This is a genomic window from Trinickia sp. (genome assembly GCF_051961175.1).
Lineage (GTDB): Bacteria > Pseudomonadota > Gammaproteobacteria > Burkholderiales > Burkholderiaceae > Trinickia.
In genome coordinates this window covers 15,469-35,416 of sequence record NZ_JBQCDN010000280.1, presented here as the reverse complement: position 1 = coordinate 35,416, position 19,948 = coordinate 15,469, and the positions used below count along the sequence as shown (strand labels likewise).

At 63.0% G+C, this 19,948-nt stretch carries 18 protein-coding genes; 13 read left to right on the top strand and 5 right to left on the bottom strand.

Annotated features, from left to right (window positions below; translation table 11 throughout):
* The coding region (locus ACTHL0_RS16860) for a VUT family protein (RefSeq protein WP_440567956.1) at positions 1-349 on the top strand (349 nt) is incomplete at its 5' end.
* On the opposite strand, the gene ACTHL0_RS16855 is transcribed toward ACTHL0_RS16860, so the two are convergent.
* Genes ACTHL0_RS16855 through ACTHL0_RS16845 form a run of 3 tightly spaced genes read right to left on the bottom strand, consistent with a single transcriptional unit; the run spans position 339 to position 1,562 of the window.
* The gene (locus tag ACTHL0_RS16855) at positions 339-944 is read right to left on the bottom strand and encodes a LexA family protein (protein ID WP_440567955.1); all 606 of its coding nucleotides are present in this window, start codon (positions 942-944) and stop codon (positions 339-341) included. The genes ACTHL0_RS16860 and ACTHL0_RS16855 overlap by 11 nt on opposite strands.
* 55 nt (positions 945-999) lie before the next feature.
* Positions 1,000-1,320, bottom strand: coding sequence for a type II toxin-antitoxin system PemK/MazF family toxin (locus tag ACTHL0_RS16850; protein WP_440567953.1), 321 nt, complete (start codon positions 1,318-1,320; stop codon positions 1,000-1,002).
* Complete coding sequence (locus ACTHL0_RS16845; protein ID WP_440567952.1) at positions 1,314-1,562, bottom strand: AbrB/MazE/SpoVT family DNA-binding domain-containing protein; 249 nt, start codon at positions 1,560-1,562, stop codon at positions 1,314-1,316. The genes ACTHL0_RS16850 and ACTHL0_RS16845 overlap by 7 nt, the downstream gene beginning before the upstream one ends.
* Before the next feature lie 393 nt (positions 1,563-1,955).
* Between ACTHL0_RS16845 and ACTHL0_RS16840 the strand changes: the two genes are divergently transcribed.
* On the top strand, positions 1,956-2,996 hold the full coding sequence (locus ACTHL0_RS16840; RefSeq protein WP_440567951.1) for an LLM class flavin-dependent oxidoreductase: 1,041 nt from the start codon (positions 1,956-1,958) through the stop codon (positions 2,994-2,996).
* A 109-nt stretch (positions 2,997-3,105) separates the two neighbouring features.
* Here the strand turns inward: ACTHL0_RS16840 and ACTHL0_RS16835 are convergent, their stop codons facing one another.
* The gene (locus ACTHL0_RS16835; protein WP_440567950.1) at positions 3,106-4,515 is read right to left on the bottom strand and encodes a polysaccharide pyruvyl transferase family protein; all 1,410 of its coding nucleotides are present in this window, start codon (positions 4,513-4,515) and stop codon (positions 3,106-3,108) included.
* Between the two features lie 304 nt (positions 4,516-4,819).
* Between ACTHL0_RS16835 and ACTHL0_RS16830 the strand changes: the two genes are divergently transcribed.
* Positions 4,820-5,143, top strand: a complete 324-nt coding sequence (locus ACTHL0_RS16830) for a hypothetical protein (RefSeq protein WP_440567949.1) — start codon at positions 4,820-4,822, stop codon at positions 5,141-5,143.
* Between the two features lie 65 nt (positions 5,144-5,208).
* On the opposite strand, the gene ACTHL0_RS16825 is transcribed toward ACTHL0_RS16830, so the two are convergent.
* Positions 5,209-5,862, bottom strand: a complete 654-nt coding sequence (locus ACTHL0_RS16825; protein WP_440567948.1) for a peroxiredoxin — start codon at positions 5,860-5,862, stop codon at positions 5,209-5,211.
* A gap of 618 nt (positions 5,863-6,480) precedes the next feature.
* Here ACTHL0_RS16825 and nirB point away from each other — a divergent pair.
* From nirB to cpaB, 10 genes are all read left to right on the top strand, one after another.
* On the top strand, positions 6,481-8,913 hold the full coding sequence (gene nirB / locus ACTHL0_RS16820) for a nitrite reductase large subunit NirB (protein WP_440567947.1): 2,433 nt from the start codon (positions 6,481-6,483) through the stop codon (positions 8,911-8,913).
* A gap of 18 nt (positions 8,914-8,931) precedes the next feature.
* Positions 8,932-9,264, top strand: a complete 333-nt coding sequence (gene nirD, locus ACTHL0_RS16815) for a nitrite reductase small subunit NirD (protein ID WP_440567946.1) — start codon at positions 8,932-8,934, stop codon at positions 9,262-9,264.
* A gap of 16 nt (positions 9,265-9,280) precedes the next feature.
* A complete protein-coding gene (locus ACTHL0_RS16810; protein WP_440567945.1) occupies positions 9,281-11,986 on the top strand; it encodes a nitrate reductase in 2,706 nt (901 codons plus the stop codon).
* Positions 11,987-12,562 carry an ANTAR domain-containing response regulator gene (locus ACTHL0_RS16805; RefSeq protein ID WP_440567944.1) on the top strand — a complete coding sequence of 192 codons (576 nt, stop codon included), beginning with the start codon at positions 11,987-11,989 and terminating at the stop codon, positions 12,560-12,562.
* 6 nt (positions 12,563-12,568) lie between these two features.
* Positions 12,569-13,666, top strand: coding sequence for a CmpA/NrtA family ABC transporter substrate-binding protein (locus ACTHL0_RS16800; protein ID WP_440567943.1), 1,098 nt, complete (start codon positions 12,569-12,571; stop codon positions 13,664-13,666).
* Between the two features lie 422 nt (positions 13,667-14,088).
* The gene (locus tag ACTHL0_RS16795; RefSeq protein ID WP_440567942.1) at positions 14,089-16,647 is read left to right on the top strand and encodes an ATP-binding protein; all 2,559 of its coding nucleotides are present in this window, start codon (positions 14,089-14,091) and stop codon (positions 16,645-16,647) included.
* Entirely contained in the window at positions 16,644-17,786 is a 1,143-nt protein-coding gene (locus ACTHL0_RS16790) for a response regulator (protein ID WP_440567941.1), read from the top strand. Before ACTHL0_RS16795 ends, ACTHL0_RS16790 begins: the two co-directional genes overlap by 4 nt.
* A gap of 384 nt (positions 17,787-18,170) precedes the next feature.
* Positions 18,171-18,353: a Flp family type IVb pilin gene (locus ACTHL0_RS16785; protein WP_440567940.1), complete on the top strand. Its 183-nt coding sequence runs from the start codon at positions 18,171-18,173 to the stop codon at positions 18,351-18,353.
* A 55-nt stretch (positions 18,354-18,408) separates the two neighbouring features.
* Complete coding sequence (locus ACTHL0_RS16780; protein WP_440567939.1) at positions 18,409-18,942, top strand: prepilin peptidase; 534 nt, start codon at positions 18,409-18,411, stop codon at positions 18,940-18,942.
* Between the two features lie 11 nt (positions 18,943-18,953).
* Complete coding sequence (gene cpaB / locus ACTHL0_RS16775) at positions 18,954-19,907, top strand: Flp pilus assembly protein CpaB (RefSeq protein WP_440567938.1); 954 nt, start codon at positions 18,954-18,956, stop codon at positions 19,905-19,907.
* Positions 19,908-19,948 lie beyond the last annotated feature (41 nt).

Below are 19,948 nucleotides of genomic sequence, written 5' to 3'. Positions count from 1 at the left end.
GTTCGTGGCTTCGACCGTCGCGTACTTCTGCGGCGAATTCATCAATACGACGTTCCTCGCCAAGCTCAAGATCGCGACGGCCGGCAGCTCTCTGTGGGCGCGTGTGGTAGCCAGCACTTTCGTTGCTATCGTGATCGACAGCGCTCTGTTTTGCTCGATCTTGTTCTGGGGGCGGCTGCCGCGGCAAGTCGTGCTAACGATGATCGGCATCCAGATATTCGTCAAGCTGATCTACGAGCTCGTGCTGTTGCCGCTCGTCACCACGGCCTCCAAACGCCTGAAGCAAATCGACCAAATCGACTACTACGACTATCACACGAACTTCAATCCGTTCTCGTTCAAGGATTGATCAAACGCGATTCGGTCACGACGCCGAGTACGATCACGCCGCTTGCAAACGCGTTGATCGCCTCGGCGCGCGTCCCATTCAAGCTCTTCAGCCAGGCGACGTCACCGTCCTTGACGACACGATGTAACGCGGGGCCGCTGCCGTCGACGACCGCGGCAGCCACTTGTGCGTCGCGCAGCGTGACACAGGGTTCCACCACGACGATAGACCCTTCGCGAAAGCGCGGTGCCATCGACGATATCGTTCTCACCGCGAATGTACCGGGCCTGCGCGGCGTATCGACGGTTAGCCATTGCGTTTTGCGCGCGACATCGCGGTGGCCGCGCGCGAACTCGACGATCTCGTCCCAGCCGAGGATCGGAATCGGATAGGCGCGTTCGCTTTGAAGCAGATAGCCAACCGTGGAACCGAGGGCGTCAGCGATCGCCAGGACGGTACTGATGCGCGGATCTTCCGTCTCCATTGAGAGGACGCGGCTCAGCGTGCCGGCGGACACGCCAGTCTTGCGCGCCAGATCGGCGTCGTTCATGCCTTGCTGGCGCATCAACGCGCGAATCCTCTCGACCATTAAACTGGCCCGTTCTTTTGTTTCCATCGTATGGCTGGCTACCCGGAGCGTGCGTGTGCCGGCCAGCTGGACAGGTCACACCTCATTGTGCGAAGACTTCCAGCAACATTTCCAGCGTGCGCGCGAGCGTCGTACCCGTGACCGTACCTTCTTTTTTCATCAATCGCACTTTGTCGACGGTGCGAATCTGATCGAGCCGGATGAGGCCGTGGGTACGCCTGAAGGTGATCGGCACGCGATAGGGGGCGGCGCGCCCTTTCGATGTCATCGGTGCGACGATCACCGTGCGCAGATGATCGTGCAGCTCGGCCGGCGAAATCACCACACAAGGACGCGTTTTCTGGATTTCGCTTCCCAATGTTGGATCGAGGGCGACCAGCCAGATATCGCCGCGCGCTACCACACCCACTCCGAATCATCGGCGTTGCCGAACTCGCCCATCACAAGCGAATCGTCGCCCGCTTGCGCAACGGCCCGACTCGCTTCCGCCCATCCCACGCGTGCCTGCTTCCGCGGCTTCCGGATAATCAAAACGTCGTCTTGCACTTCCATTTCCACTTCGCCCTCCAATCCAAGCTGAGCAAGGATGGGCTTCGGGATCAAGATCCCTTGCGAATTCCCCATCCTGCGAATCGTGACTTTCATGACATCACCGTAAGCGAAATGTTAGCCTTAAATGCCGTGTGCGGGCAATACAATGTTATAACATTTCCTCGACGTTGTCCGATCGGCCTATACGCCCCTCGTGCTTCGCACCCCGGAGCACGGCTTCGTTCACTCATCTGCCGCACCCTCGGCAGTCCCTCTCGTCCATGGAAACGCATGATCGGCGAGGTGTCGCCGAACGAGGCGCGCGCCGGGCTCGAAGGCCGGCTCCTCATTCCCGATGCAGGCAACCGGGCAAGTGCGGCGCCGATGACACAACATCGCCGCCCGCAAGCCAATCGAAAGCAGAACTTCCCACGATGAACGTTTCCCAATCGCGCAAGCCCTTAGGCGCGAGCGAACCCGCTTGCGAGCGACAAGGAGTGGAAACCCATGGAGTTCGGCACCTTTATGACGATGCAGTCTCCCGAGGCCGCGCCCGCGAGCCACCTCTACGCGCGGGCGCTCGACGTGGCGCAAATGGCGGAGTCGATCGGGCTGACGCGGTTATGGCTGGCCGAGCATCACTTCACGAACTACGCCTACACGTCACGGCCACTTGTGCTGCTCGCGCATATCGCCGCCAAGACCCGCCGCATCCGGCTGGGGCCGGCCATCGTACCGGTGCCGCTCCATCATCCGCTGATCGTGGCCGAAGAGCTGGCCACGCTCGATGTCCTGAGCGGCGGGCGCGTCGAAGTCGGACTCGGCAAAGGCTACCAGCAATATCAATACGACCGCTTTGGGATGACCAAGGGCGAGGATGAGACGCGCTATCTTGAATCGCTCGAGATCATCCAGCGCGCACTGCATCAACCGACGTTCTCGTATGAAGGCGAGCGATTCGAGATCGCGCCGACGCGGCTCTATCCGCAACCGTTGCAGCGGCGCGCCCCGTTTTGGCTCGTCGTGAATTCGAGCAAGCGCGAATCGGTGGCGTGCGCGACGCGGATCGGGATGAATCTCTTCACGGGCGTACTGGAGCCGATTTCGCGGCTCACCAATGTGCGGGTAGCCTACCCGGACCTGTTCGCCGGTCACTCGCGCCTGCTGGTCGGCACGCAGCGGCCCGTGTATGTGGCCGAGAATGAAGCGGATGCGGCCGATGCGGTGCGTGCGGCGCGCTGGAATGGCCGCGCGACGGTGCGGCTGCGCTACGACGCCGCGCAAGTGCAGGACGGCGTGGTGCGTGCCGATGCTTTTCCCGGCGAGCCTATGGATGAGATCATGCGCCGCGACTATGTTGTCATCGGCACGGCCGACGAATGCATCCGCCAGCTTCAGCGTATTCGGGATGGCCTCGGGTGCGACTATTTCAGTGCGAGTTTTTGGTTCGGCGACTTGCCGCACGAGCGCGTGCTGGCGTCGATGGCCCGTTTCGCCAAGGACGTGATGCCGGCATTCGCGCGAGCGCGTCAACTCGCGCACGAATGAAGGGAGGCCGCCATGGCAGGGTCCATGGCGGCCTCGAATGCCCTCTGCCCTACTAGCCTGCCGCCCCGCCAAATCGAACAACCCGGCGACCAGACGTCCCGAGCATCGCTCAGCACTGAGCGTCGATCCGTTCCTTCAGCCTCCGCCCCATTGCCATGAACGTGCGCGCCTCCCGCGCCGCAATGCGTGCGTACTGTTCGCGCAAACCGTCGAGCGCCGGCCCGGTGCCAACGTCGATACGCTCCAGCACACGGGCCTCGAAACCGCGCTCGTCGCACGAAACCGACCACTCGCTCAGCGCGTTTTCGGCGAAGAGTTGGTCGATCCGGCTGTCCATCGATACGCCCACCACGGGAACGCGATTGGCGATCGCCAACACCGACGCGTGATAGCGCGTCGTAACGATCCACTGTGCGTCTTCCAACGTGGCAACGACTGCATCGAGCGAATGTTCGCCGCGAGCAATGACGGGCGCGTCGAACGGCAGCAGCGCCGCAATTTCCTCGCAAGCTGCACGGTCGAGACGCTCCATCGCGACGAACACGGGCGCATAGCCGCGCTGTTTCAATCCCTCGGCAATGGCCGCGAAGCTGCGCTTGTAGGCGTCGAAGCGCGCGGCGCGCAAGTCATCCCACGAATGAAAGCTCAAAGGACCGTAGCGCAACGACGCTTGCGCCTTCGCCCCATCGAGTTCGAGCGCGCGGCGGACGTTCGTCCGCACGGGCCACCAGAACGGATTGTTTGGGCACAGTACGGCATGGCGGGCCGGTAGCGTGGGCCGGGCGTCCAGCGCCGCCCGAAACGTCCAGGCTGTATCCGCCCCCTGTTCGGTCGCCAGTCCCAGCGCCCGCAACCGTTCGCTCGCTCCACGGCTGCGGCAGACGATATCCACGTTCTCGCCCGTGTGCGCCGCGAAATCCGTCAACCGCGCCGTCATACCTCCGGCATCGATTCCATACGCGCACGCCACCCGACCATGAGCGGCCGCCAAGCCGAGACCGCCGATCAGCAACGCCGCCAGCGCGTCGGAGAATTTCGACGTATATGTCGATCCTTCGACGTTGAGTACGACATCGTAGTCTTCGATCGCTTCGGCCAGTGCGTCGGGCGGATAGTCGCTACGCGGAGCGAATACGCCCACAGCGCTCAGAATCGGGTGATCGAGCAGCCCGCCCAGCGCGAAAACCGTCAATTCGAGCCGGCGGCCGGCGAAGAGCGACCGGAGTTGCCGAATGGTCTCGATTGTCCGCAGATCGGCCCCCGTGTTGCCCGCGCCGGTGTAACCGAGCAGCAGCACCCGCAATGCTGAATCCCGCTGACGCGCCGGTGCGGGCGCAGAACTCGGGGGCCGCCTTGCTCGGACAGCGTCGATGCGCTCCCGGAAATCGTCGAGCAGGACGGCATCAGGATCCGGCGCGCAAAGGAAACGGAGCTGACGATCGATTGTCCCGGTGCTGTCGCCGCCGGGTTTCAAGGCGGGTTCGCGGGCGGCCGCATGGCGGCTGTCGAAGGTGTCCAATCGCTCGCTCCTCGTCGTCGTCGTCCGTCCCTGCTGCATGGAAGAGGCGGCTACCTGCAGGCCAAACGGCATCGAGACGCTGCAAGCCGTCGTAAGCCGAATCCGCGGTGAACCAGTTTAGCGAAGGCGCGGGGCGACGCGGGCGCGTACAGCGAAGCGCCCGCCTACGATGCGAAGCGCGTCGAAGCGTCGCCTGCCAGCGCCGGGCATCGGCGGGCATCGGCGTTCTCCGGCTAGCGCATTCCCGCGCAACGGCGCTACACTCGGATATCGATCTGTTTATCAGTTGCCGCGGAGTGCCATCATGACCGACATCGATCCCCAGCGGACTTTCCGCGGGCTTCCGCTTACGCCGGAACAAGATGCGGAGATCCGGCATTACATCAAGGTCTGCAAACAGCACGGCAAGCCCTGGGATACCCCGGAGCTCGACGCCATGCTGAGAGATATGCTTGAACCGCCGGGCGAGGACGACGGTGAAGACGGCCTCGGTGACGACTTCGGCCGCGCGCGCACGGCGGCCGAGCGCGCACAGTTTTCGGTCGAGGACGAAACGAATCCGATCGAAGCTTCTGAGGAATGGCAGGCGGCGATCGAATCCGAGACGATGAAAAGACTCGATCATTAAATGCTCGGCGCGTTCGATCTCGAATCGAGCCGAACGCACCGATGCCGTTCGAACCGTCGTTGCGGTTACTTCGGCTGCGCGACGGTGCGCAGGTACGGCTTGAGCGTCTTGAATCCTTGCGGGTACTTCTTCTTCGCATCTTCGTCGGATACCGACGTCGGGATGATGACGTCGTCGCCCGGACGCCAGTTCGCGGGCGTGGCCACTGCGTGCTGAGCATTCACCTGCACGGCATCGACCAGGCGCAGAATCTCATCGAAGTTGCGGCCCGCGCTCATCGGATAGACGAGCATCGCCTTGACCTTCTTGTCCGGTCCGATGATGAACACCGAGCGAATCGTGGCGTTGTCGTTCGCCGTGCGCACGCCACCGCTCGCATTCGGGTGGATCATGTCGTACAACTTCGATACCGTCAGGTCGGCATCGCCGATCACCGGGAAATTGACCGCATGACCTTGCGTCTCGGCAATATCTCCCACCCACTTTTCGTGATCGCTGACCGGATCGACGCTCAGGCCGATCACTTTGGCGTTGCGCTTATCGAATTCGGGCTTCAAACGCGCCACCGTACCGAGTTCGGTGGTGCAAACCGGCGTGAAATCCTTCGGATGCGAGAACAGAACGGCCCAGTTGTCGCCGATCCATTCATGGAACTTGATCGTGCCTTCGGTGGTTTCGGCGGTGAAATCGGGTGCGACGTCGCCGATGCGGATGGACATGTGAAACCTCCTCAGTTGGTACGTTGGCCAGCATGGAAGCCGCACGGTGCGTACAAGTCTGCCTGCACGCACTTCGCGGGAAGACTGAAGCGAAGCCTTGAATTATAGTCCCCGATCGAAGCGCGACGCACCCTGGCAAGCGAACGTTATGTACTTAGATTAGGCGTTTTGGTTATTTAGCCCTCTTTCAACGCCCGAACGCCACGCACCGAACCGGACACACCCCGCGCCGAACGGGTGCGGCCCGCTCGGTGCGCTGCACTGCTGCAGTGCGACAATTCGGTGCATTGCTCGCCCTGCGCAGCGCCGCCCCAGCCGGAAACGCCCGCCAGCACTGCATTTCACTCCCTTGGCATAGCCCTTGCATAGACCTCGCCCGTACCCGGCAATGGCGTCGGGATGCATGCAACGCAATGCGATGACTGGCCCGGGCGATGAAGGTATCCGTCTTCTCGCCCTCGCTTCAGGCCACCGCTCACGCTTCAAGGACAACGGCGTCCCCTCGTGCCTCGACACGAGCGGACGCCGTTTTCGTTGGCGCATGCCAAAAACGTTGATTTCTGTTTCCCCCGTCGGGCAATGACGCTGCGACCTCAACGGCTCAAGGAGTAACTCACGATGAACGCGCCCCGACTCGTCGTCATTGGCAACGGCATGGCCGGTATCCGGACGATCGAAGAATTGCTGGCGCTCGCGCCGAATCACTACGAGATCACCGTCTTCGGCGCGGAGCCGCATCCGAACTACAACCGGATCCTGCTCTCGCCCGTGCTGGCCGGCGAGCAGACGTTCAACGACATCGTTCTGAACCCGCTCGAATGGTATGAGCAAAACGGCATTCGCCTTCATTTGGGCAAGACCATCTCCAAGATCGATCGCAAGCGGCGCGTCGTCGTGGCCGAAGACGGCACAGAAGCGCCCTACGATCGCCTGCTGATCGCGACGGGTTCGCAGCCGTTCATCTTGCCGGTGCCGGGCGCGGGACTCAAAGGCGTCATCACCTATCGCGATATCCGCGATACCCAAGCGATGATCGACGCGGCCACCGTCAAGCGGCGCGCCGTCGTGATCGGCGGCGGCCTGCTCGGGCTGGAGGCGGCCAACGGCCTGAAGCTGCGCGGTATGGATGTGTCGGTCGTGCATTTGTCTTCGACGCTGTTGGAACGGCAGCTCGACGAAAATGCCGGCCGTCTGCTGCAGCGCTCGCTGGAAGCGCGCGGCTTGGAATTCCTGATGGCGAAAGCAACAAGCGAAATTATCGGCAACGAGGCCGGGGAAGTCGCCGGCGTGCGCTTTAAAGACGGCGAAACGATCGAAGCAGACCTCGTCGTCATGGCTGCCGGTATTCGCCCGAATACCGCGCTTGCCGAAGCGGCGGGACTGCACTGCGATCGCGGCATCGTGGTCAACGATACGCTGCAAACCTACGATCCGCGCGTCTACGCAGTGGGCGAATGCGTCAGCCACCGCGGTGTGGCGTATGGCCTCGTCGCTCCGCTGTTCGAGCAAGCCAAAGTGTGCGCGAACCACCTCGCGCTGATGGGCATCGGCAGCTACAAGGGTTCGGTGCTGTCGACGAAACTGAAGGTCACCGGTATCGATCTGTTCTCGGCCGGCGATTTTGTCGGTGGTGAGAACACCGAGCAGATCGTGTTGTCGGATCCGGCCAGCGGCGTCTATAAGAAGCTGGTGATCGAAGACGATCGCCTGGTCGGCGCCTGCCTCTACGGCGACACGGCCGACGGCGCCTGGTATTTCAAACTGTTGCGCGAGGGCCGCAAGCTTGGCGAATTGCGCGATCGCCTGATGTTCGGCGAATCGAGCATCGGCGACGCAGGCGTGCAAGGCCACAACCGCGCCGCCTCGCTCGCGGATTCCGACGAGGTGTGCGGCTGCAACGGCGTGTGCAAAGGCACGATCGTCAAGGCCATTACCGAAAAGGGACTCTTCACGCTCGACGAAGTGAAGAAGCACACGAAGGCGGCGAGCTCCTGCGGCTCATGCTCGGGGCTCGTCGAGCAAATCTTGATGAGCACCGTCGGCACGAGCTTCCAGGAAACGCCGAAGACCAAAGCCATGTGCGGCTGCACCGATCGCACGCACGACGAAGTGCGCAAGGCCGTGCGCGAGCACAAGCTGCTCACGCACCGCGCCGTCTACGACTTCCTCGAATGGCGCACGCCCAATGGCTGCGCGAGCTGCCGGCCCGCGATCAATTACTACCTCGTATCGACCTGGCCGCGCGAGGCCGTCGACGATCCGCAAAGCCGCTTCGTCAACGAACGCGTGCACGCGAATATTCAGAAGGACAACACGTTCTCAGTGGTGCCGCAGATGAAAGGCGGCGTCACGACACCCGACGAACTGCGTCGCATCGCCGATGTCGCCGACAAGTACAACATCCCGATGGTCAAGGTCACGGGCGGCCAGCGCATCGATTTGCTCGGTGTGAAGAAGGAAGATCTGGTTAGCGTCTGGAAAGATCTCGGCATGCAGTCGGGCCATGCGTACGGCAAGTCGATTCGCACCGTGAAGACGTGCGTCGGTAGCGAGTTCTGCCGCTTCGGTACGCAGAACAGCACGCAAATGGGCATCGATCTCGAGACGATGCTCGCGAACATGTGGTCACCGCATAAGGTCAAGCTCGCGGTCTCGGGCTGCCCGCGCAATTGCGCCGAGGCCGGTATCAAGGATGTCGGCGTCATCGCTGTCGATAGCGGCTGGGAGATCTATGTCGGCGGCAACGGCGGGATCAAGACGGAGGTCGCGCAGTTCCTCGCGAAGGTCAAGACGGCCGAAGAAGTGAAGGAGTACTCAGCGGCATTCCTGCAGTTGTATCGGGAAGAAGCCCACTACCTCGATCGCACCGTGCATTACATCGCGCGCGTGGGGCTTGATTACGTGAAACGCAAGATCGTCGACGACGACGCCAATCGCCGTGCGCTCTACGAACGCCTGCTGTATTCGCTCGAAGGGTTGCCCGATCCGTGGCAAGCGCGCATTGGCGGCGTGCAAGAACGCGAATACATCCCGCTCAAAGTCATCGCTTGAGAGTACCGAACCATGGATATGACGATTTCCCCCGCTACCACTTCTGCCTGGACGCACGTTTGCAGTGTTTCAGATATTCCGCGGCTGGGCAGCCGCGTCCTCAAGCGCGACGACGGCGATATCGCCTTGTTTCGGACTGCCGACGATGAAGTCTTCGCACTGCACGATCGTTGCCCGCACAAAGGCGGGGCACTCTCCCAAGGCATCGTGCACGGCAAGACGGTGACGTGCCCGCTCCACAGCTGGAACATCGCCCTCGAAACGGGCGACGCGTGCGCGCCCGACGAGGGCTGCACGATGCGCTTTGCCGTCAAGGTCGACGGCGAAGCCGTGTTCGTCCGCTTCGCATGAGGAGGCTCGCTTCGCGATGAAGACCGTCACACGTTCGACGTGTTGCTACTGCGGCGTAGGATGCGGCGTGCTCATCGAAGCCGAGCACGGCCGCATCACGGGCATCGCCGGCGATCCCGATCACCCGGCCAATTTCGGCAGGCTCTGCACGAAGGGACGTACGCTTCCCTTGACGGCTGCCAGCCACGCCGGCCGGGCACTGCATCCCGAAATCCGGTTCACGCGCGATTCCGAACGCAAGCCGACCGATTGGTCCGTCGCGCTCGATCACGTCGCGGCGCGCTTCGCCGACGTGATCGAACGCGACGGCCCCGATGCCGTCGCCTTCTATATTTCCGGCCAGTTGCTGACGGAGGACTACTACGTCTTCAACAAGCTCGCCAAGGGGCTCGTCCGAACCAACAACATCGACACGAACTCGCGCTTGTGCATGTCGAGCGCGGTGACCGGCTATAAGAAGTCGCTCGGCGCGGACGGCCCGCCCACCTGCTACGAAGATCTCGAACTCGCACAGACGGTGCTGGTCGCGGGCAGCAACATGCCGTACGCGCATCCGGTGCTGTTCAGGCGTCTCGAAGAAGCGAAGGCGAAGAACCCGGACGTCAAATGGATCGTCGTCGATCCGCGCCGCACCGATCTGGCCGCGCTGGCCGATCTTCATCTGGCCGTTGCACCGGGCACCGACGTCGCGCTGTTCAACGGCATGCTGCATCACATGATTTGGGAAGGGTCGATCGACCGTGCGTATGTCGACGCGCATACGAACGGATTCGACGAACTCAAGGCGCTCGTTCGCGGCTACACCCCGAGCATGGCCGCCGAGATCTGCGGCATCGCTGAGCAAGACCTGCTGCAAGCCGCCGAATGGTTCGCCGCGAGCCCCGCCGCCCTATCGCTCTACTGCATGGGGCTCAACCAGTCCAGTCACGGCACCGATAAGAATCAGGCGCTCATCAACCTGCATCTGGCCACGGGGCAAATCGGCAGGCCCGGCGCGGGGCCGTTTTCGTTGACGGGCCAACCGAACGCCATGGGCGGGCGCGAAGTGGGCGGCATGGCGACGATGCTCGCCGCGCATCGAGACATCGGCAATGCGGCGCATCGTGCGGAACTCGAAACGTTGTGGGGCGTGAGCGAGCTATCCGCCCGCCCCGGCTTGCCGGCCGTCGAGATGTTCGATGCCGTCGCCGCCGGTAAGATCAAAGCGATCTGGATCGCCTGCACGAACCCGGTGCATTCGATGCCCGACATCGAGCGCGTCCGCAAAGCGTTGCGCACCGCCGAATTCGTCGTCGTGCAAGAGGCGTTCGAGCAGACGGATACCGTGCCCTACGCCGACGTATTGCTCCCGGCGTCGAGCTGGGGCGAGAAATCGGGCACCGTCACGAACTCCGAGCGGCGCATTTCGCGGGTACGCGCGGCCGTCGAGCCGCCCGGCCAGGCGCGCGCCGATTGGTGGATCGTCAATGAAGTCGCGCGCAGGCTCGAGGCTCGGTTGTCGACGTCGCAAGACCGCGAACCCGGCGCAAGCTTGTTTCCCTTTGCGTCTCCGCAGGACGTTTTCGAAGAGCATCGCGCGCTTACCGTAGGACGAGACCTCGATATCGGAGGACTCTCTTACGAACGACTCGAAGGCGACGGTCCGCAGCAATGGCCGTTTCCGGCGGGTGCTGCCACGGGTTCGGCTCGCCGTTACACCGACGGTCGCTTCGCCACGGAAGATGGCCGTGCCCGGTTTCATGCGGCGCGCTATTTGCCCGTTGCCGAGCCGGCGGATGCCCGCTACCCCTTCCGCCTTGTGACGGGACGTCTGCGCGATCAATGGCATGGCATGAGCCGTACGGGGCGCGCCGGTGCGCTGTTCAATCATGCGCCGGAAGCGACCTTGTCGATGCGGCGCGAGGATGCGGCGCGCCGCGGGCTCAAGGACGGCGAACTGGTCACGGTTGCCAGCCGTCGGGGCCGGCTTGTGCTGCCGCTCGAAACGACGGACGATTTGCCGCCTGGCACGGTGTTCGCGGCCATGCACTGGAGCGGCCAGTTCCTCGATAGCGGCGGGATCAACGAAGCCACGACCGGCGCGGTCGATCCCGACTCGAAGCAACCGGAACTGAAGCATGCGGCCGTGCGCGTCGAGCATGCCAAGTTGCCCTGGCGGCTTGTCGCCGCCAAGCGAGGCGACGTTCTGGCGTTGCGGGCAACCGTACAACCGCTACTCGCGGAGCGCCGCTATGCTTCGATTCGCGTCGAAGCCGACGATTTGCTGGTGGTGAGCGCGGCCGATACCGAAGCCGACGTGGCTTGGACCGAACGCTTGCACGATGCGTTAGGATTGGCACGTGGCGACGATCTGCTCGAGTACCGGGACGCACGTCGCGGCCGCGCGCAGCGCATCGCCTGGAACGAGCAGGTGGTGGACGGCTTCCTGGTGACCGGCGAAACGAGCCCCGCCAGCGCCCTGCTCGAACAGCTTCGCAGCGCCGCGCCCTGGGAAGGCCCGCGCCACGCGATCGTTTTGCTCGGCGGCGACATGCCACGCGCACGTGCTCCGCGCGATCGCGTGGTCTGCAGTTGCAAGCAGGTGACGCAATCGCAGATTGAGCAAGGCATCGCCAACGGCGCGGCATTGGAGGAATTGAAGTCGACGCTCGGCTGCGGCACTGTCTGCGGTTCGTGCGTCCCTGAAATCAAGCGCTTACTGACCACGACGACACCTGCTTAGATGTTGCGTATTTTGCTCGTCACCGACACAGAAAAACCGATCGGCGAATTGCGCGAGGCGTTGGCACGCCTCGGCTACGAGATGCTACCCGAAGCCGCCGCGCCGCATGCGTTGCCGAAAGTGGTCGAGCGCGAGCGGCCCGATGTGGTGATCATCGATACGGAATCGCCGTCACGCGACACGCTCGAGCATCTGGCGGTCATGAACGAAACAGCTCCGCGTCCGGTGCTGATGTTCAGCCACGATGCGAATCAGCAGTTGATTCGCAGCGCCGTGGATGCGGGCGTCACCGCGTACATGGCCGAAGGGCTGACGCCCGACAAGCTCGCGCCGATCTTGGAAGTGGCATTGGCGCGCTTCGCGCACGAGGAAAAGCTGCGTCAGCGGTTGGCCAAGGCGGAAACCGAACTCGAGGATCGTAAGACCATCGACCGTGCCAAGCGCCTCTTGATGGAGCGGGGCAAGCTCTCTGAACACGATGCGTACGCCACCTTGCGCAAGCGCGCGATGGATGCCGGCGTACGTCTGGCCGAGATCGCGCGCCGCGTGGTTGATGCGGCCGACTCTTCGAGGTAGTGCTGAATGAACGTTCCTCTGTCGCCCCCGGACGCCCCCGCCCCGGAAAAAACGCATCTGCGGATCGGCTTCGTCGCGCTCTCTGATGCCGCTCCGCTCGTCGCGGCCAAAGTGCTCGAATTCGGGCATCGCCATGGGCTCACGCTTGAGCTGTGCCGGCAGCCGTCCTGGGCAGCCGTGCGCGATAAGCTGCTGTCGGGCGAGATCGATTGCGCACATGCTCTGTATGGCCTCGTGTACGGCGTGGAGCTGGGCATCGGCGGGCCGCGCGACGAGATGGCCGTCTTGATGGTGCTCAATCGCAACGGGCAGGCGATTACGTTGTCGACAGCGCTCGCTCAAGCGCTCGATGCCGAGGGTGACTTGAAGGCCGCGTTAGCTACGCTCGGGCGTCCGGCGATATTTGCGCAGACTTTTCCGACGGGCACCCACGCGATGTGGCTTTACGATTGGCTCGCCAGGAACGGCGTGCATCCGCGGGAGGATATCGAAAGCGTCGTGATCCCGCCGCCGCGGATGGTGGATGCGCTCGAACGCGGCTTACTCGACGGATTTTGCGCGGGGGAGCCTTGGCATGCGGTGGCCGAAGCGCGCGGGGCCGGGGAAACCGTCGTCGCCACGAGCGAGATCTGGCCGAATCATCCTGAGAAGGTGCTCGCCTGCCGGAGGGCGTTCGTCGAACGCTACCCGGCCACGGCTCGTGCGCTTGTGCGTACCATGCTGGAGGCGTGTCGATGGGTCGATGCGCCGGTGCATCGGGATGAGATCTCGTCATGGCTCGCGAAGCCCGATGCGCTGGGCGTGCCGCGTGAGGTCATCGCGCCTCGGCTTACGGGGCGTGAGGGCGGCAAGCGTTATGCGCGTGTGCCGCTGCCTGCGGCTTTTTTTGACGGCGGGACGGTCAATTATCCCCGTATCGACGAAGGGTGCTGGTTCCTCACGCAGTATCGTCGGTGGGGGCTGCTGCGGGAATCGCAACTGTTGACTGCGGAAGACGAAGCGATCGCCGCGCGGGTCAATCAAACGCAGCTTTATCGGGAAGCGGCTGCGTTGGCTGATGTGCCGGTGCCCGTGATGGACGATCATCGCGCTGCGAATTTGTAGTCCTGCACGATTTCCGGCTTCGCCGTCGAACCGCAAAGATACGCGTTTCTACCCGCTTCTGCTGGCGCCTATCTGCCGGAAATACCCGGCTCCTTTATGCCGCGGAGGGTGACATTCGGGCCATCGCTGGCAGGCGGCTTGATTGCAATGAGCTGGCTCAGTGCCCCCTGGTTGCCTGCGGCGCGCCGGGAACGGATGCCGAAGGACGCAACGCTAAGCGCTACGTTCCAGGGCACCAAACGTTGCTCCTCCTATACGTTGCTCCTCCTATAATCTGATCAATTGCCGCATCATCGATGCTGCCGTGATCGCGTTGCTGTTTGAGGAGCGGGATCGCTCGGGAGAGAACCGCAATGCCCGATTCGTCAATCAGCCAGCCGACCTTGTTCCGAAGTGTCACCGGCACGTTGATCGCATTTGCGTTGATCGGCGCGCTCCTGATCGCAGCGGGGGACAAGGATTATCCTGAACTCCATGCGATTCTGGATACGGGTGGATTCCTGCTCTCGGGCCTGCTGGCATCGCTATTCTGGGACATGGGTGTACGCCTGGACCGCCCGCTGCCCAAGCGGATTGCCGTCAGCTTCGCGGTCACCTCGCTGCTCGAGCTGATTCACATCCTGGTTGCCGTCGAATGGTCCGGCGTGCTGGCCCCCATTGCGCAGGCGGAGCACTTGTTGAGGCCTTCTACCTGGCCACCGGCCGCATACGTGTTGCCCGTCGGAATCGCCAGCGCAGTATTCCTCGCCCGCCCCAGCCCACCGCACCTCGCCGCATTCACGTCCTTCCTGCTCGCGCTCGGCGCGGGATTCATCGCGCTCTTCGACTGGTTGCCGAAATACGGGCCCCCCGAGTGGCTGGGGATTTCGCGTCCCACCCTGCTCGTCGTCCCGTTGCTGTGGGTGTTGGCCGGTTGGCTCTGCTGGCGTCAGCGCGCCGAGGAGCGCGCGCTACCGATACTCGCGCTGATGGCGGTGGTGTTGTTTCCGGCTCACCTGGCGATGCTTTATTCGCAGGCGCCGCATGACGCGCCGGCGATGGTGGCGCACTTTGGCAAGATCTGCGGCTATATGTTCGTGCTGCTGACGTTGATGCATATGGCATCGACGGACATGCTCGAGCGCATCCGCGCCGAGCGTGAACTCGCGCAATTGAACGAGGAGTTGGAGCGCCGCGTGGTCGAGCGGACCGCCGAACTCGAGTCGACGAATCGGTTGCTGGAAGCGGAAATCGCGGTGCGGCGACAGGCCGAGCAAAAGGCCCAGGCGCAGTTGGAACGGCTCAATTTGCTGCACCAGATCACCCGTGCTATCGGCGAGCGACAGGATCTGAAAAGCATCTTCCAGGTGGTGGTGCGCAGCGTGGAGGAGCATCTACCCGTCGACTTCGGCTGCATCTGCCTGCACGAGCAGGGACAGAACTGGCTCAGCGTCGCGCACGTCGGGGTAGGCAGCGAGGCGCTCGCCCTATCACTGGCGTTGACGGCGCAGGCGCGCGTCGCGATCGACGCAAACGGCCTGTCGCATTGCCTGCGCGGGCAGCTGGTTTACGAGCCTGATGTCTTGGAAGTCCCGACGCCGTTTGCGCAGCGGCTCGCACAGGGCGGCCTGCGCGCAGTCGTGATGGCGCCGCTCCTGGTGGAAAGCCAGGTGTTCGGTCTCCTCTTGGCGGCGCGCCGGCAGCCGCAGAGCTTCGCGAGCGGCGAATGCGAGTTCCTTCGGCAATTGAGCGAGCACGTCGCGCTCGCCGCGCATCAGGCGCAGCTTCACGGGGCACTGCAGCGCGCCTACGACGATCTGCGCCAGACGCAACAGGCGGCGATGCAGCAGGAACGCCTGCGTGCGCTCGGCCAGATGGCCAGCGGCATTGCGCATGACATCAACAATGCGATTTCGCCGGTGGCGATCTACACCGAATCGCTATTGGAGACGGAAGCAAGCCTGAGCGAGCGTGCCCGCCAGTCGCTCGAAACCATTCAGCGGGCGATCGACGATGTGGCAAAGACGGTCTCGCGCATGCGCGAATTTTACCGCCCGCATGAGCCGCAGTCGGCACTGGCTCGGGTTCGCCTGGACACGCTCGCGCAGCAGGTCATTGACCTCACGCGTGCGCGCTGGAGCGATATCCCGCAGCAGCGCGGCTGCGTGATTCAGATGGTGACCGACTTCCCCCCCGATCTGCCCGACACCATGGGTGTGGAAAGTGAGATTCGTGAGGCGCTGATCAATCTTGTCTTCAATGCGGTCGATGCGATGCCCGAAGGCGGGATATTGACCGTGCGCACCCGCACCGTACAGGGCCGGCCGGAGCCGAATGGCGCGCCCATGCCGCGCCAGGTATGGGTGGAAATTGGCGACACCGGCGTTGGCATGGACGAGGGCACGCGTCGACGTTGCCTGGAGCCCTTCTTCACCACCAAAGGTGAGCGCGGTACCGGTCTGGGCCTCGCCATGGTCTACGGCGTGGTGCAACGGCATGGGGCGGAGATCGAGATCGAGAGCGAACCCGACATCGGCACGAACGTACGGCTCATTTTTCCCGTGTCCGAGGTGCTTGCGGGGCTGGTGCAAGCCGCGCCCCCAGCGGCAGCACCGCCGCGTCAGCGCATCCTGATCGTCGACGACGATCCACTGGTGCTCAAGTCGTTGCGAGACACGCTCGAGACCGATGGCCACCTGGTCGTCGCCGCCAACGGCGGTCAGGCCGGCATCGAAGCGTTCCAGTCCGCCCACCAGCGCGGCGAGCCGTTCGGCGTGGTGATGACCGACCTCGGCATGCCGCACATCGATGGCCGCAGAGTCGCCGGTGCGGTGAAGGCTGTGTCACCGTCGACCCCGGTTATTCTGCTCACCGGATGGGGGCAGCGCCTGGCCGACAACGGCGACCAGCCAGCGAACGTCAACCGGGTACTCAGCAAGCCGCCCAAGCTGCGTGAATTACGCGAAGCCCTCGCGTCTTGCTGCCGCGAGGTGGCATCTTGAGCCCGGCAAGGTACCACCCCGGCACAGTGGTACCCGAGGGCCAGACAACACGTCTTCTGATCGTGGACGACGAAGTGCCGCAGATGAAGGCACTGTGCGACACGCTGCGCGAACACGGCTACGAGACGACCGGCTTCACCGCGGCCGCACCCGCGCTCGCTGCGCTGCGTGACGCGCCGTTCGACCTGCTGCTCTCCGACCTGATGATGCCGGGGATGAATGGCGTCGCGCTGTTGCAAGCTGCCCTCGAGACGCAGCCCGATCTCGTTGGCATCATCATGACCGGCGAGGGTACGATCGCCACGGCGGTCGAGGCGATGAAGGTCGGTGCGCTCGACTACATCCTGAAGCCATTCAAGCTGAGCGTCATCCTGCCGGTGCTCTCGCGCGCGCTCGCGATGCGGCGCCTGAAGCTGGAGAACGCCGAGCTGGACCGGTGCCTGCGAGATCATGCGGCCAGGCTCGAAGCCGCCAACGGCGAATTGGAGGCTTTTTCCTATTCCGTTTCGCATGATTTGCGCGCTCCGCTGCTGGTGATCAACGGCTTCTCGCGGATCCTGCTCGAGGACCACGCGGCGCAGTTGCAGCCTGAGGCAAGGCAGTTGCTCGAAGATGTGGTCGCAGGCGGCAAGCGCATGGAGCGCCTTATCGCGGATTTGCTCGAGTTTGCGCGCTTGAGTCGTCAGCCACTCACCAAGCGCGCTGTCGATATGGTTGAGCTCGTGCAGGTTGTCGTGGATGAATTGCGTGCGCAACAGCCACAGCGGAACGTCGAAGTGCGTGTGGGTACGCTGCCCGCAGCCATGGGCGATCCCGCATTGTTGAAGCAGGTGTTTGTCAACTTGTTGTCCAACGCCTTCAAGTTCACGCGCACGAGAGTGCAGGCCAGCGTGGAAGTCGGCTACCGCCAGGAGGCCGGGAAGACCATTTACTTTGTTCGCGACAACGGCGTCGGATTCGACATGGGCAACGCGATGAAACTGTTCGGCGTATTTCAGCGGCTGCACGGCGTCGGGCAGTTCGAGGGCACCGGCATTGGTTTGTCCATCGTCCAGCGCATTGTGCAACGTCACGGCGGTCGCGTCTGGGCTGACGCGACTGTGGATCAGGGCGCTCTGTTTCAGTTCACTGTCGAGTGAATCCGGCCACGAGCCAGCTGACCTGCCCCCGAACACTTCAAAGGAAAGATTTGCATTTTTCCATTGTTTTTATAAAAATTGTCTTAACGTAAGATATCAGCAGGCCGAAAAACATCACGGCTATCGAGCGGAGCACAAAGCGTCGGGAAATGCCCGCTTTGTGCGGCCAGGCTGGGGAATGCCAGAATGTCAATCAAATGAAAATCAGGGTTCGATCTATGTGTGGATTCCGCTACCCCGAGGAACTGATTTTTTATACACAGAGAAAAGCGCCATAGCTGCTACTTAGGCAATCACATCATTGCCGCTCCGAATGATTTTCCGCATCCGGTAGATTATTCATTCACTAGGTGCGCCCCGCGCACTTTTTACGGGAGCTCAAAAGTGCAAGCATTTTTGAAAGCGTTTCTTCGCGACGAACGCGGCGTCAGCGCCATGGAATACGTGGTGTTGGCAGGCATAATCGTTATCGCACTGGGTGCCATGGCCGCAACATTCAATACCAACATCAGTGCGATGTTCACGAACCTGTTCACGCAAGTCACGACCTCCCAGAACAAAGCGTGATGTGCGCGACCGGGAGATTTGATACGGCCGTTTATCGAGCCTCCTCCCGATCGCCATGTCCTCTGGAGCCGGGCTGATTGTGTCGCTACTATCCGCCGCCATCCGCCTCGCCGTCCTATGCGCATTGCTGCGGCTCGCGGTTTTCGATGTGCATTGCCGGCGCTTGCCAACCAGGATGATCCTGATGATCGCCGCCCTGTTTTTTATCGACGCGCTCATCATCCGCATGCCCATTAACGATGTGCTCGCGCATGTGTTGCTGGCGCTTGCCGTTTTGCTGCTCTGCGCGGCCTTGTTCGCCGCAAAGATGCTGGGGGGAGGCGATGCAAAACTTGCCGCCGTTGTTTTCCTGTGGACTGGCTTGACGCTCGCTATGCCGGCCCTCGCTCTTATTTCGGTGATCGGGCTGGGCGTCTCCATGATCAGTCTTGCGACACGGCACATGGCGGCGGAGCAGCGTTCTCCCCCGATGCGGGCTCTTGCCATGTTTTCGGGAACGCGAGGTGTGCCCTACGGTGTCGCGCTTGCGCTCGGAGGGGGTGCAGTCATCGTGTTGCCCAGCGTGCTGTCTGTGCTTTCGATGCAGTAGGACAGTGTTCCATGTCCAACGTCATCAAAATCGGTTTGCTCCTTCTTTGCGCCGTGCTGATCGCCCTGATCGTTCGTGTCGTGGTCGCCGGTGTGTCGCGCCCATCCGTTCCCCACCCCAGCACCGAAAAAATCCTCGTCAGCGCAGCGGATCTTCCGCAAGGCCTGCTTCTGCGCGACGAGGACCTCACTTGGAAGCCCATGCCCATCGCCGATGTTCCCCCGAACGCGATCGTCTACGGAGCACCCGGCGCTGTCGAGCTCAAGGGCTCGCTGTTGCGGCACCCTTTAGCGAGTGGGACTCCGATTGCCGCGGAGGACGTCATGCTGCCGGGCGCCCCCGGCTTTCTTGCCGCGACGCTCAAGCCCGAGATGCGCGCGGTCTCGGTCGCTGTCGACGATGTCTCGGGTAACGCCGGGCTGATTCAGCCTGGCGACTATGTCGACCTGCTGCTGACGCAACAGATGGACCGCCGGACCGATTCGCCGGACCTCGCCGTATCGAGTGAAACCGTCGTCGAGCGCATTCGGGTGCTCGCGGTCGGCTCGGAAATACAACGTCCGAAGAGCGGCGACGCCCCAGACGTCACCAATCGTGCACGCACCGTTACGCTGGAAGTCACACCGCGCATGGGCGAAGTCATTTCGGTCGCCGCGCGCCTCGGCAGCCTGTCGCTTGCCTTGCGCAGCTTCGCGACCGTGACCCGGGATCCCGCCGCGTCGGCGTCGGCCGGATCGCCGCCACCCGTGTGGGCAGGCGACATTTCACGCGCCTTGCGCGATCTGCCGCGAGCACGCAGCCCTCAAGGCGTCACGACTGGCGCACGTTCCGGATCGGCTTCGCCGCCCGCCGTGACGATATACCGAGGTTCCGACAGGAGCGACGCGCTGTCGAGCAGCGCACAGTCAAGCGGTGCCGCAGGAAACAACGTACCGCCACTGCCGTCCCAGCGCGCGCCGCTCTGACGCACGTAAGCGGCACAGTGTCCACTCTCGGGGATGAATCG

Coding starts and splice junctions, on each gene's coding strand:
- cpaB (WP_440567938.1), top strand. CDS start 18,954: ATGTCCAACGTCATCAAAATCGGTTTGCTCCTTCTTTGCGCCGTGCTG.
- ACTHL0_RS16855 (WP_440567955.1), bottom strand. CDS start 944: ATGGAAACAAAAGAACGGGCCAGTTTAATGGTCGAGAGGATTCGCGCG.
- ACTHL0_RS16825 (WP_440567948.1), bottom strand. CDS start 5,862: ATGTCCATCCGCATCGGCGACGTCGCACCCGATTTCACCGCCGAAACC.
- nirD (WP_440567946.1), top strand. CDS start 8,932: ATGACGATTTCCCCCGCTACCACTTCTGCCTGGACGCACGTTTGCAGT.
- ACTHL0_RS16800 (WP_440567943.1), top strand. CDS start 12,569: ATGAACGTTCCTCTGTCGCCCCCGGACGCCCCCGCCCCGGAAAAAACG.
- ACTHL0_RS16830 (WP_440567949.1), top strand. CDS start 4,820: ATGACCGACATCGATCCCCAGCGGACTTTCCGCGGGCTTCCGCTTACG.
- ACTHL0_RS16810 (WP_440567945.1), top strand. CDS start 9,281: ATGAAGACCGTCACACGTTCGACGTGTTGCTACTGCGGCGTAGGATGC.
- ACTHL0_RS16805 (WP_440567944.1), top strand. CDS start 11,987: ATGTTGCGTATTTTGCTCGTCACCGACACAGAAAAACCGATCGGCGAA.
- ACTHL0_RS16845 (WP_440567952.1), bottom strand. CDS start 1,562: ATGAAAGTCACGATTCGCAGGATGGGGAATTCGCAAGGGATCTTGATC.
- ACTHL0_RS16780 (WP_440567939.1), top strand. CDS start 18,409: ATGTCCTCTGGAGCCGGGCTGATTGTGTCGCTACTATCCGCCGCCATC.
- nirB (WP_440567947.1), top strand. CDS start 6,481: ATGAACGCGCCCCGACTCGTCGTCATTGGCAACGGCATGGCCGGTATC.
- ACTHL0_RS16840 (WP_440567951.1), top strand. CDS start 1,956: ATGGAGTTCGGCACCTTTATGACGATGCAGTCTCCCGAGGCCGCGCCC.